This is a genomic window from Leucobacter sp. USHLN154, from assembly GCF_037145595.1.
Classification (GTDB): Bacteria; Actinomycetota; Actinomycetes; order Actinomycetales; family Microbacteriaceae; genus Leucobacter; species Leucobacter alluvii.
In genome coordinates, this window is record NZ_JBBCXF010000007.1 from 1 (window position 1) to 15761 (window position 15761).

Genomic DNA, 15761 nt, shown 5'->3' on the forward strand with positions numbered 1-15761 from the left:
AACGCCGGCGGAGCCCGGTACTCCGGAAGAGCCCTGCGTCCCGGAGGAGCCTGTCACGCCGGAGGAGCCTTGCACCCCTGGGGTTCCCGGAACGCCGGCGGAGCCCGGTACTCCGGAAGAGCCCTGCGTCCCGGAGGAGCCTGTCACGCCGGAGGAGCCTTGCACCCCTGGGGTTCCCGGAACGCCGGCGGAGCCCGGTACCCCTGAAGACTCCTGCGTCCCGGAGGAGGCCGTCACCCCGAATAGGTCGATCGACTCAGAACCTCTGCCCAAGAGTGACCGTGATGGAGCTGCCCTGGCGGCGACGGGCCAGAGCCCTCAAATCTGGATCTACGCTGGAGCAATTGTTGCGGCGATTCTCGGAGCAACGATGTTTGGTCTGCGCCGATTCCGTCGAGGTGAATAACCTCCTCAAGTAGAAGCGCTGCGCCTAGCAACCAGAAAAGCGTCGCCTTCCCTGCGAATACCGCAGAGAAGGCGACGCTTTTGCATTCCGGAGGAATGGTGTTGCGTCAGCGCGGGGCTGTTACAGCATGTGTTTGAACGGTTGCAGTTCCGACCGGTGCACGAGATTCAGTTTGCGCAGCACGCGATACAAATGACTCTCGACAGTACGTGCGCTGATGACCAGGGCGGACGCAATCTCCGAGTTACTGAATCCTTCTGCGACATAGCGCGCTATCTGACGTTCGCGATCAGACAGGGAGTAGGTAGCGTTCGCGATCAGAGCAGAGTCGTAGGCCTGACCCCACCCACTGTGCAACAGCTCGCGCTCATCATGGAGCGCTTTATCCGCTTTCGTTACGTCCCCTTGCGCAAGAAACACGCGACGAGCGTTTCGGAACGCTTCGATGGCGTATGCGATGCGGCCACTGGCTTGGAGTCGGTGAGCTGCGAGATGCATGCGCTCAGGGTCGGACGCGACGAGCGCACCGATGTAAGCCTCGGCGGCGCGGATGTACTCGCCGTCGACGGTTTCGATGCGTGCTCGCGCGTGCTCAAACCGTTTCTTGTTCGGGTCGAGCTCCAAGCTTGAAATGTAGCCCAGGGAGGCGGAGAAAAATGCGCGACGGTCCCAGAGCGCCTCGGACGAAGCCCAGATCGCTTCTGCAGCGAACGCCGGCTTCCCCTTGGCGGCGAGCAATTGGGCGCGAGACCAGCACGCGTCCTGCCCAGGAAGAGGGCCGTCCGGGTGACCCATGCTGCTGATCTCGTTCACGTACTTCTCCGCAAGCTCAACATCGCCTCGCCTGAGGGCAACGATAGACGCCACGTTCAGTACGGCGACAATGTACCCCCGAGGCAAAGTGAACGAATCCCCGGCAGCGAGGAGGATGTCCAGGATGCGGCCCACTGCATCGAAGTTTCCGACGAAAATGTGCGCAAGCGCGGCCGCTGACCCAGATGTGCGAAGAGCATCGAGATCGAGGCGGCTGTGCGCATCGTTCATGGCGGCCGTTGCGAGTTCAAGCGCCTCTCTTACTCGGCCATTGCCGGTCAGGGCGTAGGCGTAGAGAGCCCTGGAAATGTGGCGTCGACCGTCAGGATCTCGCACTGCGATTTCTTGGTAGAGCTTCTCAGAGTCATCGAAGCGCCCTTGAATGACAGCGAGATAGAGTCGCGCTTCAAGGACCGCAAGTTGGTTCTCGGAAGCGGTTGCGTGGATGCTCTCGAGCCGAGTTATGAGGTCATCGGGCACCTGCGAAATGCTGGCGCGAATCATGACGGCGGCTGCGAGGTACTGAGCTTCTCTTGCTGATGACGCATCAGCGGGCACCTCAAGCAACTTCAGGGCTTCCGTCAGCTCACCTTGCGAATATGCAATCCATCGCGCACGCAATATCCGCAATTGGGTGAGTGACTGCTCCGTGGCGTTTGTGAGGTCGGTCTGCTCGAAAATGCGCTGAATCGTGTCATGGGGTGCTGCAGATTGCATGAGGAAGGTCACGAGTTCGACTGCTTCCGCCGCTTCGGGTCGTTCGTTCCATCGCGCTTCTGCGAGCAACCGGTGGCTTCTGGCGCGTTCTTGCAGCAGTCGGCTGAAGACGGCATTGTTTGCCATTGTTTCAAGCGCGTCCCGGTCGCCGAGGGTTGCGGCGACCGCCAACGGGTGGTCTGCGCCGAGACGTTCGAGGATGATGTCGACCAGTCGAAGATTGCGTGCAGTGTGGGGGTCGTTGCGTATGTAGTCAACGATGATGGGGGGAGTGATGGACACGTACTGTCGGCCGTGCTCGGTGGTGAACTGCACGAGCGCAGCATCTTCAAGTTGCTCGACAGTGTCCCACTCGCACAGTAGGCGCGCAGCTTCCACATCTGCGACGCCTACGAGTGCCAACAGGTGGACCGTGTCGAGAGCCTCGGGCGCCAACGAGGCGAGGCGAGCATCAATGATGCCGCGCAGGGCGGGACTCCACAGTGATTTGACTGCCACCCAGCGTCCGTCGTCGCCTTGAATAATGCGTTGTTCTTGGAGCGCGACTTCTACGATGCTGAGGGCAAGTCCCACGTTGCCGCCTGACTTGCTGAAGATGCGCGCGACGGTCGCCACGTCGCTCGCGCCACCAAGCCGGTCATGCACGATGCGTTGGATAGGTTCGAACGCCAGGGGTGCTAACTCGATGACGTAGCTCGAAGCAGCGGACGGGTCCTCCGTGACACGGGTGCCGCGCGTGGTCCTGTCCGTCTCGCGACTGACCACAACAGGGACAGCGTGTGCGCTCCGCACAGCGTTGATCACACCCCAGGAGGCGTCGTCGAGTTGATCGCAGTCATCGACCAGGATCACTGCCGCCCGCTTCTTGGTGCTGGCGATCAGTGCGGCCGTGAGTTCGCTAATGGTGTTGCGCCCACCGGGGTTGGGGTGGAATCCAACCACGGCCAACGCCGCGAGCGGTTGCGTATGCAACGCCGCAATCCCTTGTATCTGAACAGCGACAATATCGAGGTCTTCTAAACGATTGTGCAAGGCGTCAAGGAAACTTGAGCGGCCACTCCCTCTGCCGCCGATGATGTCAACGTTCTTGCCGTTTTGCAGTAGCGAGACCGCCAGTGCAATGTCGCGCTCTCTGCCAACGAACATGTGTCCCTCCGAACCGATGGACATGTTGATGTGCCCCTGAATGTACACCCGCCTTTTCGGCGCGGCAATAAGACTGCGCTGCAGTTACGGGAGCGTCGTGTGATGAGGCTCGGCTATCACGGGTCGATCGTCTGCTTCTTCGTCCCCACGGCGCTTTCGGCGAGCCGCGACGAGCCATCCGCCTCCAACAAGCGCAAGCAGGGCCCATGCGCACCAGAGCCCGGGCTGGGCGCCCGTTGTCGCGAGAGGGCCTCGATCGTGTTCGCGAGGTGCGGTGTCGCTCCCCGTTTGGGGGCGAGGATCGGTAGCTGAGATCGTAAGTGTGAACCGCAATGACTGAGTGCCGTACGGGACCTGTGTGGCTTCCTCGCTGTAGGCGTAGCCGAGGATGACCGGCAGTCGTTCCCCGGGCGCGAGCGTGACATTCTCGGCAAGCGGTGGTGGCGGGGCAACGATATCGGTCATACTCTCCGCAGAGGTTCCCCATCGAAGGTGCAAGTCGCGAAGAAACGATTCATCAGTCGGCAATTGCACGTCGGAGAGGGAGACAGAAACGGTCGTACGGTACTTGCGGTTGTTCTCGACGAGGATCGTACGCTCGTCACTGTCGCCGGGAACGATCACAGCGTCGGCGAACCACTGCAACGGTGCATGGTGGATTCCGACGTCATCGATCTCGACAACCTCAGGTGCAGTTGTCGGGTGGTCGTCGACGGCCGCAGCAGGCGCCCCGAACGTCAGGGTGGTCAGGAGAACTGCGGAGGTGAATGCGGTGATGTTCATTGTTCAGCTCCAGCTCGGAACGTCTCATAGGTGAATGCGACTTCGTGCTCGGGCTCGTCCGCCACGGTGAACGCTGTCGTCACCTCGAGATCCCAAAGCGATTCTTTGACGATCTCACCCAAAGCGTGTGTTCCCGTGATCGTGGCGGTCGACGTGTACCTGCCGGCGTCGGGAAGGTGACCGAGTTTCGCGTGCAAGCACCAATACTCGGTCGTCGGGGTGGTGGTGTCTGAATAGGTGGCCGGCACAGGGGTCGACGTGAGGGGAGGGTCGGTCGGCACGTCTGTGTCGACCGTGCAGCTGCCTTCGCTCGTGACGGGGAACACCGTGGTGTCCGCCCAGTGCATGATGTCAGTTTCGGTGGTTGCCGGGGGAGTGACCGTGTAACGCAACCCCCGGTTTCCTTGTGACAACGACTTGACCTCAATGGGAATCGCGATGCTGCCGTCGTCCATCAGGGCTTGCATATCGTCACTCCCGATCGCGTAGGTGACAGTCGGGTCAGAAGCGGAACTGCTCTCTCCGTTCACGTCGAACAGTACGGCGGCGTCAGGGAGGGCAGCGTGTGTGCTCAGTTCTGTGCGCCATAGAGCTGAGGTGGCACCAGCGACAGCGACAGCGATCAGCACCGCACTGAGCGCTGCACCCAGGAGGATCAGGATCATGCGTCCACGGATACCCGGCGTGATGTCTTTCGTGTGGGTTGCAATCACCTGTGATCTCCTTCGCGAACCTGTTCGGCAGAGATGCTGACCTGCCCAATGTCGGTGAATGCGGTCTCGGCCTGTGTGCGGTCGTCACGCGTTTCGGCGTAGTCGATATTGATATCGAGCAAGAACTTCCGGTCTCCCGATAGCGCCGAAGGCAGCGTGACGGGTGATCCCAACGGGGCCCGGAGGGTGTGCACGATGGACCCTGCCGTGCCGGGGTTTTCTGTGAGTGTGTACGTCGCCTCCACATCCTCGGTGAGTGCGGGGGGAGTGTCCCATCGAACGGTGAGTTGGTGTGTCAGATTGTCGCCAGTGGCTTCGAGGGTGAAATAGTACCCCATGCGGACCTGGTCGCCGGCCGTAGCCAGGAACGTGTTCGGGTCGATCGCGACGGGGCTGCCGGGTACGGACGTATCGAACCAGAGCGGACCATCAACACCCATGATCTGATCGGACGTGAGCGTTAACGCACCAGCGGTGATGGGGGCAACGCGCGTTGTGTCGGCGCCAACCCAGGAAGCGAAGGTGCCCATCGTCAGTCCTGCGCAGAGCGCGGTGACCACAGCTGTGAGCGTGAGTGCACGGTATTTCACTGGGTGGTCTCCTTGCTTCGGGGCGTGCGGGGAGGGGCGAACGCGGCATAGGCGCCGACACCGAGAAGTAGCACCGCGGCAATACCGACCAGAACCGGCATTGCAGGTCCGGCCAGGGTGGTCGCCCATCCGAGGTACGGGATCGTGTACATCACACGCCCTTGAATCTGGTCAGCGACAATCTCAGGATCATCGGCGGTGTTTGCATCTCCCCGAGTGATGAACGTCGGCTCGGACTGCGTGTTGTCAATGCTGATGATCCGGTGCGTGATGAGTGCTGGATCATCTGACTCGGGCTGAAATGTCACGACGTCCCCGTCGTTCAGATCGTCGGGGTCGGTCGGGATGACAGCGACAACGTCGCCTGGATTAATTGCCGGCTGCATCGAGCCGGTGACGACTGTCAGCGTCGTCCCACCCAACAAACGCGGAACCCCCATAGCGAGGGCGACGATCACGACCAGCGCGATTAGCATCCAACCGAGGAATGCGAGGAGCTTCGCCTTCATGAGTGTTCCTTACAGTTGGGGAGGTGTGGCCTCAGAGCCGAGGACGTGATCTGTGAATTCGCGTGAGGGAACGTGGCGAGCGTTGGGACCTGGAGTGCTTGCTTGCTCAGCGCACTCCAGGTCCCTGCCGTGTCAGGCGCGCTTTTGCGAAACGGTCACATCCAGGTCACCCAGGAGCGCTTCGGTGGCGGTGCGCACCTGGTCCGGGGTGTCGGCATCGAACGTTGCAGTGACGACGGCGGTCAGTTCTGGTGCTGACCCGTCCAGGAGGTTGTCCACGACGATGGCGGCCGGATCGACGACGACGCTATCTTCCGACAGGACACTCACGGTGTCTCCGGCGCCGACCACGTTGCCATCAGCGTCGAGGATGGAATATGTCACGGTCACGCCTTCGAGGTCAGCGAGGAGCGCTCCGGAAGGAGAGGTGAAACCGACCGTGAGGTCTGCAGCGAAGTTGTCACCGAGAGCGGCAACGTCGACCGGGAAAGTGCCTTCAAGCACATCGCCAGGGATGATGCGGAAGTCAGCCAGAGCGGGAATTGCGACCGGGGTGGTGTGCTCGGCGGAGACATCATTCCAGCTGCCATCGGCAACCGAGACCTCGAGGTTACCTGCGGTGACAGTGCCGCCGGCCACGTTGGCGTTGGCCGACCAGAGAGCGAAGGTGGAGCCACCGAGCAAGAGCGCAGCTCCCGCTCCGATGGCGAGGACGCCTGTGATGCGGCGATTGCGGGTGGTGGGAGTAGTAGTCGAAGTCATGCTGTTTCCTTTCGGGAGGGGTAGGGGGGGGGGGGGGTTAGTCGCGGGTGATCGATGTGATGCCAGCGCAACGGGTCTCAGCCTCTGGAAGGAGCGTGCTGCTTGCGCACGTGAGGCTGGGAGTCTTGGGGTCTGTGGCCGTCAGGTTCAGCGGCACATTGCCGGTGTTGTTCACCGTGTACCCGAACTCGACGTCGGTACCCGATTTCACCGACTGCGGGTGCAACTCTCCGTTGAGCAGGTTCGTGCTATCTGGGCGGACCGTCATGTCAGGGGCAGCTTCAACGCTGTCGAAGTCGCAGCTCACCCAGGAATCCGCTGGGATGTCGAGGCGGAATGAGTGACTGTCGACGGGAGCGATCGGGATCTGAGTGTCCGGGTCGCCGTTCTTTGTGCAGGTCGCGACCGGCGTATCAGTTGCAGTTTCGGTCCAGTTGCGCAAGATCCATCCCTCGCGGGGAACTTGTGAAACCGTGACAGGTATCGAAGCGCTCGCGTCTGCGAATCCGCGCAGGGTCACATCGGAGCGTCCTGCATCATCCAAGGTGAGATTGCTTCCGGGATGAAGGGAGGCTGCAGTAGTCACTGTGTGCTCCCATCCGCTGGCCGGGAGAGTCGTTCCCGCGCTCGTCGTAGCGGTGCCGTTGAGTGAGAGCACGCTCGCGCAGTCGAACCACGCAATCTTCACGGCACCATTTCCGGTAGGTGCCAGATCACCGGGGGTGAGACCAAAATCTGCAACGTCGCTTGCGCCGATGCGGGATGCATCAACGTAGCTGGTTCCCCCGGCTCCGCCGCCGCCGCCCTGGCTGGCGAGACTCGTTCCCTTGCCGCCGCCGCCGCCGCCGATGTACCCGGCGCCGCCGCCACCCCCGCCACCGCCGTTGCCGAACGGTTCGGTCGCTTTCCCGCCCGCGCCCGAGGCGACGGCATTGAGCAGGCCGCCGCTGCCGGCATGGCTCACACCAGCGGACCCCGGCATGTCGCCCGCACCGCCGCGTGCCGTGTTTGTTGCTGAATTCCAGGCCGATCCGCCCGCGCCACCACCACCAGCGGCGACAACGAGGGGAGTCGTGCCGAGAGAGATGGCGGAACTCGCGCCGCCACCCCCGCCCGGATTCTGGCGATTGAGCCAACCATCGTCCTGGCCGGTGCCACCGCCACCGCTACGAAAACCAATAGCACCTCCGCCACCTGCGTCTCCTGTATCGGAAGTCGCCAGGGCGGAGATGCCCTGCTGGGCGGGGTAGAGGCGAAGCTGCTCACCGGCGGTGACATTGAGGGTGCCAGAGCGCACCGCGCCTACTCCGCCTTCCGCACGTTGTGGGGTGCCTGATTTTCGGCTTGCCCCACCCGCGGCGCCATCGATCACGTAGGCGATCTCGGTCACACAGGCGGGAACAGTGAACGAGACATACGGCGTCGTGCTCGACACATCCGGGAGTTGCACGGTGCTTGTTTGGACATCGAAACGCTCAGCAGGCGGACGATCCATTGCGGCAGCCGGGGAGGTGACAAGCCCAGACGCCACGACGGCAATGAGTGCCGCAAAACCTGTGACTGGTGCAACACGTCGAAGAACGCGCATTCTGGTACCCCCGCTATATGGACAATGAACCTGATGCCCGGAAACCACCGCTGCGAGTAAGTTCCCGGAGACACACACTCCCGATGACGGGGTAGGCGGCACGAGCTTCAGAACGCTCGCACCGCATCAGGTGCATATCCATAGTCCGTCAGCAGACGCATCCGCGATCGTCGCCCCGGCATTTTCAGTGGATAGCGGCCGTCAATCAGGTGCATCGTGCTGCGTTTGCGGGATTTTTCACCCTGTTCGCGTGGCCGTGAAAGCTCGTGAACTCGCACCGTGGTTCCGTGCCGAACTCGTCATCGACCGCGCGATCGCCGACAACGAACCGTGGCTAGGAGCTCTCCGTGAGCAGCTCCCGGGCGCGCAAACAGAACGGCGCAGGCGCGCCGTCACCGTCGCCTGCTTCCGCGACCTGTACGGCGGCGATACCGACGAACCGCTCGGCCGCGATTACGCCCACGCACGCAACCGGGAACGCGATCGCCAGATCGCCGCAGCGGCGCTCAGAGTCACCCCTGCGCCTCGGACTGAGGGAAGCTACATGCCCGCCAAGCAAGGCCCGGACGTGCTGCCGAGTGCGCCTGTCATGGGCTACTGAGCGCTAGTAACGCGGACCCGACGGGGACTGCGGCGGCCCCGGGTATCCGTAGCCCCCGTTTCGGGTCTGGGTGTGAAACATGGGGTCGCCGGGCGGCCACCGCAGCGTGGACTTGGGCAGGGCCAACCGTGAAGCGGTCGCCTCGTCCGCGGTGTCCCAGCCGCCTGCTTTGTTGCTGCGCTCGGCCAGCGTCACCAGGTGCAAGTGCTCGTCGGAGACGAATGCGGCTCTCACTCCGCGGTGGTTCTTGCTGACGCTCAGCACCCCGGCGTCTGCAAGCTCCGTCAGGGCGCGCTCCGCGGCGGGCCGGGACACCCCGTATCGCTCAGCCGTCGCGGCAACTGTGAGTACGGGCTGGGATGCAAGATCTCGCCGTACCCGTTCCACTGTCGCATCGACGCGCGGCGCTGCGGGGATACCCTGCCCGGAACGCCACGCATGATGGCGATCCCGGAGTAGCTCGTCCAACTCGTCCGCCCGCTCCTTCAGCAGCACGACGTTTCCCGCAGCCCGCACGGCCGACTGGCAGAACTCCTGCACCCAGAGGTCCACGTTCGGAGGTTCTTCACGGAACGCCGTGAGCCCCGCAATGTAGTGATCCTTCGCTGTCGAGAAGACCGTGCTGATCGGGAGCACGGCGCGATCGGTGATACCGTCCCGCTTCAGGACCGCGTGGATGAGCGCACGCCCGGTACGCCCGTTCCCGTCGATGAACGGGTGGATCGTCTCGAACTGAGCATGAGCGATCGCGGCCTTCAGTAGCGGAGGATGTTCGCTCTGATTCACATACGTGAGCAGATCTTCCAACAGTGGCACCACCTTGGACTCGGGCGGCGGCACGAACGATGCGGTGATCGGGGAGTAGCCCCCACCGATCCAGTTCTGTTGCGTACGGAAGCCACGCTCAAGATCCGGCGTGATCGTCTGCTGCAGCTGCACCAGATCTTCAAGCTCGATGTCCCATTTTTCTGCGACGACGTCAATCGCGTATTCCATCGCGCGAAGATTCTGCAGGACCGCGACGGCGTTCTCTTTCCCACGGCCGAGCACGTCTGCAAGGGCGAGCTTCTTCGCGGAGATGACATGACCCTCGATGAGGGAGGATGCGATGCTCTCAGATCGCAGCAGCAGGTGATTGAGGTACAGCCCGGACTCACCGATGATGCCGTCCGCACGCGACACCGTGCTCTGCGCGTCGGCGACAACCGAGAACGTGCTCGCACTGATCGGCGGCCCCTGTGCTCCCAGGACGCCGGGTACGAACGCGAGGTACTTGCCGCCGGTCTGTTCTCGCCGGGACAGGCCGAACGTTGAGGACGGCGCCCATTGGCGCTCGACGTATTCGCCCATTGTGACCCCTTAAAGTTGCCCGCTGCACCGGTTAATGCAACTTTACGCGCTTAACGTTTCATCGAACGCGTGTTGATGCAACTTTACGAGAGCAGACGGGTTACCTGCCGTGCCGGCCGGAATGCCAGCCGCCCTTCTTCTTCGCAGCCTTCGCCGCAATCACTTCGCGCAGGGGTGTTTACGAACTGCGAGGCTATTCAGGTACAGAGCTATAGCCGCGTGCCGCGCGACACTTCCCCTCCGATGCTGAATGATGAAGTCATTTCTGGTGAGCGCGCACGCACAGTATCCTCCGTTCTGAGCATGATTGAACTGGGTTCCCCCGTCGCCGAGCACGATGTTGCTTTGGCAAACTACTTCGTCGAGACCGACACTTTTTCGTCGCTGATTCAAGATAAACGTGACACGATTGCCGGAGATAAAGGGACAGGTAAGAGTGCCCTTTACAAGATCCTGAAGGAGCGATTTACGGGTTACGCGGAACTCGGCGACGTTGAAGTCATCCCTGCATTCAACCCTGCAGGTGAGCCCGCTTTTCAGAGAATCATCGAAGCCGGAACGTTAGATGAAGAGCAGTACGTCGGCGTCTGGAAAGCTTTCTTTCTATCCGTGGCAGGCAATTGGATACTTGAGCTATTTGGTGATGCCCGCCCGGGCAATCTTGCCCGGCTTGAGGAGCTCTTGGGTCAAGCAGGCTTGCGCAATACCGATCAGGCGCCTCAATCGCTCTTCGCGCAGTTGATGACCGCACTTCGACCTGAATCGGTGGAGGGCAGCGCTACGGTCACCCCCGAAGGAATCCCGATCTTCTCAGGCAAAGTCGCTTTCAGTGGGAAGCGGGACAAGGAAGAGAAACCAGACAAGGTGATCCGTCACGCCGAGGCGCTCCGATTGCTCGATACCTGCTTGGCTGAGACAGGTTTCAAGGTGTGGCTTGTGCTCGACCGCCTCGACGAGGCGTTTCAGGCTCATCCCCAAGTTGAAAGACCTGCACTCCGCGCGCTTTTCAGGGCGTACTTGGACATGCAAGATTTGGCTCATCTGAAGTTGAAAATGTTCGTGCGCAAAGACCTGTTTGGCCGAATCGTCGAGGGTGGCTTCGTAAACCTTACGCATGTAAATGCCCGCAAAATGTCCATCATTTGGGAACACGCGGACCTTTACACGATGCTGTATCGGCGACTCATGGAATCCGACGAGTTCGTTGAACTTGCGGATCTCGAGGGCGCAGACGCAGATACTGTGTTCGCCGTAGTATTCCCGAAGCAAGTGGATCAGGGTAGTCGACGTCCGAGTACCTGGGACTGGATGTTGACCCGGATACGTGACGGAAACAACGTCAAGTCTCCACGAAACTTGGTCGACCTTGTGGCCAAGGCTATTGAGGCGCAACAGCGACGCGAATCAGGTGCACCCCGTGTATTTGAGAAAGGAAGCCCGCTCATTACTGGCGACGCGCTCAAGCAAGCGCTGAAGGAACTGAGTAAGGAACGGCTGGAAGATACACTGCTGGCCGAAGCGGGGGAAAGTGCCGACCTGATCAAGCGCTTTCGGAACGGTAAAGCCGAGCACAATGCGAGCACGCTCCGAGACATTCTTGGGCCGGAATCGGAAACTCTTACCGAAAAGTTGATAGGGCTCGGATTCCTGGAACAGTTGAGTCACTCCTTCAGAGTGCCAATGCTCTACCGAAATGGCCTTGGAATCACTAACGGCAAAGCTTTTCTTGCTTCAGGAGGTTTGGATAGCTCGGCCGACGAGGATTGACACTTAGTTCTGACGAAGCTGAAGAACGATTCTTGTGCGAAGCCCGAACTCGCGCAGTTTTCAGTACGACGGAAGGGGTCGCGCCCGAAGACGCGGCCCCCTCTGTCATCTCGCTCAGCTGTACGTGGGCGCAGAACTCATGTGCTGCTCGTGCTGCATCGCCTCCAACTGTTGCGACGACGATGACTGGTCGGTGCCATATGCCCGAACGTACGCCGCTGATTCCTGCCACGTCTCCGGGCGCCGACCCTCAGGCGTCAGCAACGCAGACTCGAGATACCGGTACTCCGTCGCACCCATGAGCTCACGGCCGCCGGCTTGCAGGCGAGTCTTGAATTCATCAAGATCGTTCGAGGTCTCGGCCATACTCAGCAGCGTTGACTCTGTGCCGTGATCGATGCGGCCGGCTTGCCGTAACTCGGTCGTCCGCTGCGTGAATTCGAGGTGCTCAAGCGTGTCCGCCACACGCTCCGTGACAGACCGATTGGCGTCCAGGCTGAAGGTGTCCGGCTCAGGTTGTGGGGCACGATATTGATCAAGATCCGAATCGATCGCCTCGTTGAGATCAGCCAGGATGCTTTCAACCCGTCCAAGATCAAGTCCGGCTGCGACGAGCTTCGGCTGCGCGATGATCAGTGCGTCTGCAAGCAAAATCTCCTCTGCGCATTTCGGAAGGTTCCCGAAAGTACCCTTCCTGACGCCCTGCTTCAACTGCAGCTGTGATTCTGGAAGCTTCACTCCCCGTCCGTGCGCATGCTCGAACACTCGCATCGCCGGGTGGGAGAGCATCTTGCGGGCGGCGTCAGCGGGGATGTTTCCTCGTCTCTCGGCGCTTCGAATGAGCTTCGCCTGCGGTGACCTCATTGCACGCACCTCCCAGTCTGACGACACGCTCCGGTTCGGGTCGACCCTTTGATCACGTGTGTCGAGCTCAGCGGTCTGAACCGTCTGCTCTGGGAGCTGAGAACGATCGCCCTCTCGATCGTTCACGAATTCGGACCACGTCATTCGTTTCGCGTCCCCGAAATGTGACTCTGCAGCGTTCGCCACGTACCGCACCACTGCCTCGTGTGCTCCGATTTCTCGCAACGCGAGAGCCGACTCACCGGCGATTTCGGACACCAGAAGCTTGGGGTCGTGCCAGACCGAATGCACTTTCGACGCAGCGTCAGTGTCGATGTAGGCGAGCTCCACGAGATCGTCCAGTCGCTCGTTCAGGTCCGCGAGCGCCGTAGGAAATACGCGCACCTCAGCTTCGATGTCTCGTTTCCTTCCGGGCGCCTCGTGCTCACGCTGTCGAGCAGCAACGCGTCGCTCTGCCGCTGCTGCTTCCAGAAACGCGTGGCGTGACGCGATCGCGCCTGCTGCCGCACGCACGCTTCGAAACTGCGGGTCGTCGCGCTCGTGAACGGCGTCTTGAACTGGGATTCCAAGGGTGCGGCTGAGTTCCGCATCGACTTCCTGCTCGACATCCGTTCTCAGGATGCTTCGATCCCACGGGTTCGCGTGCAAGTCGGTCGTGACAGCTGCGAGTACCTCGACCCGGGACTCCCGCCTCAGTTGCGTGCTCCGCGAGCGCACGACGGCTTCGAACGGTCGCGGTCAGGCCCTCGTCGACGAGCGCGGTGCGCTGCTCCTGAGAGAGATCCGAGATCTCGACCTGCAGGTCGACGTTCCCAAGGCTGGGCATTATCCCGTACCGTTGCAGCCGTTCACTCGCCGCCACAACTCCGTTGTCGATCGCTGCACTGATTGCTTTTGACGCCATAATTGTTGTCCTTCACTCTGCGCGAATTTGTCTCCCCGTGAGGGAGAAGGGCTCCGACGCGCACACAGGTACGGGACTGGCACCGCAGCACCAGTCCCGTCCGTGTGTGAGTGTGCGAGTTACATGCTCGGGGAGAGGGGAGCAGGCTCAGCAATCTCGTGTCGCACCTGATTCACCACCGCCCAGTCATCCTGGGTGGGCGCAGGGGCCTGTGGTGCCTGTGCGGCGGCCGCGGCTTCATTCCAGGTCAGTGCGCGACCGGTGCCGGCGTATTCGTCAGCAACGCTCGAGACGTATCCCACGACCTCTTCGTTCGCGCCCACCGCCCGCAACGCGCTCACGGTCGACGCTCCGAGCTCGGGAGCCGGAACCTTCGGATCGTTCCACGCATCCATCACGGTCTGCGCGGTCGCACCGTCGATGTAGCGGCCGTTCACGACTTCATGGAGGCGCCGCTCCACCTCTGTGCGAGCGGAAGTGAGCTGGGCAGGGTCTGCCTCCGCATCAGCGGCTGGACCTTGCTCCACGGTCTGCGCTGCTTCCTGGGTTCGGTGCTGCCTGCGGGACCGGTCGATCGTGGACGTCGTCAGTCGCGGGTCGATACCGAACGACTGCACATAGAATCTCGTCGACTTGTACACGTTCCCGTCGGCAGTCTCCCGCACTCGCTTCTCGGTGTCCCCAACCAGGATCAGGGCGTCACCTTGCTGGAACTGGTCGCGCATGAGTTCCGCGTCGCGGCCCTCGAACTTTGCCTCGTACCAGCGCGGTTCGAGGTCGACGTAGCGCTGCTGTTCTCGGTCGAACCGTTGCCGGTTTTCTGCGACGTCGACGAACAACGCCTGCTTCCGGTTCTCATCGGCGGGAAAGAACTTCGGCGGCTTGCTTCCAACGATCACGCGCACCATTTCGGCCATCATGGTCCTCCTTCGTGTCCGGGCGGGCGACCTCTTCGTCCGCCTCGTCCGAAAGAACCGTGGCTCAGCGCAGTGACGGTGGGACGTTAAAGGTAGTCGCGCAAGCTTGTCGGTGCGTGTCCTCGCGCTCCCTCGGCCGTCATGATCGTCAAGGCGCGATCGTTAGCGAGGCGTCGGGGGAGCCGCCGCCACGTTCTCGTGGACTCCATCAGTTCGTGCAGACGGTCGTGGCAGGGCCGGCACATCGGCCACAGATCTTCGTGGGCTTCGTCTCCGAGCCGGTCGCAGCTGCAGTGATGCAGATCGTCCTGCCGGATCCGCCACCGCGCCCCGCACCCGACGAAACACGAGATCGTCGCGTTTCCCGCGCGGGTTTGCTCTTCCCGTTCCCACCCTCGCGCCTGCGAAACCATGCCGCAGACGAAATGTAGCTCGCGTAGAACGCACGCCACCGGTCCCGACGCTTCGAACGGATCGCTCACGAACGCAGCTCACGCACGGCCTGCGCCCGTGCGCCGATCCGCAAACGGTGACGCCTCCCCCACCTCCGCCGACATGGTGCCCATGTCGGCTTACCCAGGGCCTGCTTATGCCTTCTCGGAATGCCGCGCATCGCGCTGCTCACCAATGTTCGCCTTGAAGTGGATCACGAAGGATCTCCACTCCCTAAATAGGCGAGCTTCAGATCGTTCGTCTGATTTGAACGATGCCCTGCGCGCGCATAGCAAGTTGGGCAGAGATTCATCGGTCAACTGCGTTGCGGCTTTCGTGACTCTTGGCCGCATTTCTAGGCAGCAGGGCCGCTATAGACCCTATCGACGCCGCGATAGGATCTCATCCGCGGGGCACCGGCGATCCGATCCACAGCAGGGTGATGAACAGTACGGTGACGAGAAGCATCAGCAGGATGATCGAGAGAAGCACATTCCGCAGCACCCAGGCCTGGACCTGTTCGATGAGCCCGTGCGGTTCCTCACGTCCGGGCGCGAGCCGCCAATCGCCGGCCAGCAGCCCTTTGCATCGACGACGATCTCGAACGGCACCGTCGCGAATGGCACGATCGCCAGCAGCAGCCCCGTGAGGCCGAGTCGAAGTCGCCATCCCTGGTTCACCCAGACGAAGATCGTGGTTGCGGAGTAGCACAGGAACACGAATCCGTGGATGCCTCCGGCGATCGGGACTAGGTTGGCGACATCGAACGTGCGGAGAATGAGCGCGGTGATGAGGCCGGCCCAGGTGAACATCTCGGCGACCGCGAAGCTCCGGAAGAGCAAGCGGGGACTGACGATCCTGGGTTGCTCTGTCGTAGTCATGAACGCCGTTCCTTTTCC

13 protein-coding genes are annotated in these 15761 nt (G+C 61.7%); 2 read left to right on the top strand and 11 right to left on the bottom strand.

The window, feature by feature from the left end; translation table 11 throughout:
- Nucleotides 1-526: 526 nt before the first annotated feature.
- The 7 genes from WFH23_RS12635 to WFH23_RS12665 all read right to left on the bottom strand — a co-directional run bounded on the left by WFH23_RS12635 (nt 527) and on the right by WFH23_RS12665 (nt 7829).
- Complete coding sequence (locus WFH23_RS12635; RefSeq protein WP_336662793.1) at nt 527-3106, bottom strand: LuxR C-terminal-related transcriptional regulator; 2580 nt, start codon at nt 3104-3106, stop codon at nt 527-529.
- 60 nt (nt 3107-3166) lie between these two features.
- A complete protein-coding gene (locus tag WFH23_RS12640; RefSeq protein WP_336662794.1) occupies nt 3167-3865 on the bottom strand; it encodes a hypothetical protein in 699 nt (232 codons plus the stop codon).
- The gene (locus WFH23_RS12645) at nt 3862-4578 is read right to left on the bottom strand and encodes a hypothetical protein (protein ID WP_336662796.1); all 717 of its coding nucleotides are present in this window, start codon (nt 4576-4578) and stop codon (nt 3862-3864) included. Before WFH23_RS12645 ends, WFH23_RS12640 begins: the two co-directional genes overlap by 4 nt.
- Nucleotides 4575-5168 carry a hypothetical protein gene (locus WFH23_RS12650; protein WP_336662797.1) on the bottom strand — a complete coding sequence of 198 codons (594 nt, stop codon included), beginning with the start codon at nt 5166-5168 and terminating at the stop codon, nt 4575-4577. The genes WFH23_RS12645 and WFH23_RS12650 overlap by 4 nt, the downstream gene beginning before the upstream one ends.
- The gene (locus tag WFH23_RS12655) at nt 5165-5677 is read right to left on the bottom strand and encodes a signal peptidase I (RefSeq protein WP_336662798.1); all 513 of its coding nucleotides are present in this window, start codon (nt 5675-5677) and stop codon (nt 5165-5167) included. Before WFH23_RS12655 ends, WFH23_RS12650 begins: the two co-directional genes overlap by 4 nt.
- A 132-nt stretch (nt 5678-5809) precedes the next feature.
- Nucleotides 5810-6439 (bottom strand): alternate-type signal peptide domain-containing protein, encoded by a 630-nt coding sequence (locus tag WFH23_RS12660; protein ID WP_336662799.1) that lies wholly within the window; start codon nt 6437-6439, stop codon nt 5810-5812.
- A gap of 37 nt (nt 6440-6476) precedes the next feature.
- Nucleotides 6477-7829 (bottom strand): hypothetical protein, encoded by a 1353-nt coding sequence (locus WFH23_RS12665; protein ID WP_336662800.1) that lies wholly within the window; start codon nt 7827-7829, stop codon nt 6477-6479.
- A gap of 448 nt (nt 7830-8277) precedes the next feature.
- Between WFH23_RS12665 and WFH23_RS12670 the strand changes: the two genes are divergently transcribed.
- Nucleotides 8278-8628: a hypothetical protein gene (locus WFH23_RS12670; RefSeq protein ID WP_336662801.1), complete on the top strand. Its 351-nt coding sequence runs from the start codon at nt 8278-8280 to the stop codon at nt 8626-8628.
- 3 nt (nt 8629-8631) lie between these two features.
- On the opposite strand, the gene WFH23_RS12675 is transcribed toward WFH23_RS12670, so the two are convergent.
- Nucleotides 8632-9978, bottom strand: coding sequence for a Fic family protein (locus WFH23_RS12675; RefSeq protein WP_336662802.1), 1347 nt, complete (start codon nt 9976-9978; stop codon nt 8632-8634).
- 243 nt (nt 9979-10221) lie between these two features.
- On the opposite strand from WFH23_RS12675, the gene WFH23_RS12680 reads away from it, so the two are divergent.
- The gene (locus WFH23_RS12680) at nt 10222-11745 is read left to right on the top strand and encodes a P-loop ATPase, Sll1717 family (RefSeq protein WP_336662803.1); all 1524 of its coding nucleotides are present in this window, start codon (nt 10222-10224) and stop codon (nt 11743-11745) included.
- 114 nt (nt 11746-11859) lie between these two features.
- Here WFH23_RS12680 and WFH23_RS12685 read toward each other — a convergent pair whose 3' ends face one another.
- The 3 genes from WFH23_RS12685 to WFH23_RS12695 form a co-directional block, all read right to left on the bottom strand.
- Nucleotides 11860-13257, bottom strand: coding sequence for a hypothetical protein (locus WFH23_RS12685; RefSeq protein ID WP_336662804.1), 1398 nt, complete (start codon nt 13255-13257; stop codon nt 11860-11862).
- A 375-nt stretch (nt 13258-13632) separates the two neighbouring features.
- Complete coding sequence (locus WFH23_RS12690) at nt 13633-14433, bottom strand: hypothetical protein (protein ID WP_336662805.1); 801 nt, start codon at nt 14431-14433, stop codon at nt 13633-13635.
- An 896-nt stretch (nt 14434-15329) separates the two neighbouring features.
- Nucleotides 15330-15743: a DUF3817 domain-containing protein gene (locus tag WFH23_RS12695; protein WP_336662806.1), complete on the bottom strand. Its 414-nt coding sequence runs from the start codon at nt 15741-15743 to the stop codon at nt 15330-15332.
- Nucleotides 15744-15761: the final 18 nt, after the last annotated feature.

Coding starts and splice junctions, on each gene's coding strand:
- WFH23_RS12635 (WP_336662793.1), bottom strand. CDS start 3,106: ATGTCCATCGGTTCGGAGGGACACATGTTCGTTGGCAGAGAGCGCGAC.
- WFH23_RS12640 (WP_336662794.1), bottom strand. CDS start 3,865: ATGAACATCACCGCATTCACCTCCGCAGTTCTCCTGACCACCCTGACG.
- WFH23_RS12655 (WP_336662798.1), bottom strand. CDS start 5,677: ATGAAGGCGAAGCTCCTCGCATTCCTCGGTTGGATGCTAATCGCGCTG.
- WFH23_RS12660 (WP_336662799.1), bottom strand. CDS start 6,439: ATGACTTCGACTACTACTCCCACCACCCGCAATCGCCGCATCACAGGC.
- WFH23_RS12675 (WP_336662802.1), bottom strand. CDS start 9,978: ATGGGCGAATACGTCGAGCGCCAATGGGCGCCGTCCTCAACGTTCGGC.
- WFH23_RS12680 (WP_336662803.1), top strand. CDS start 10,222: ATGCTGAATGATGAAGTCATTTCTGGTGAGCGCGCACGCACAGTATCC.
- WFH23_RS12690 (WP_336662805.1), bottom strand. CDS start 14,433: ATGATGGCCGAAATGGTGCGCGTGATCGTTGGAAGCAAGCCGCCGAAG.
- WFH23_RS12695 (WP_336662806.1), bottom strand. CDS start 15,743: ATGACTACGACAGAGCAACCCAGGATCGTCAGTCCCCGCTTGCTCTTC.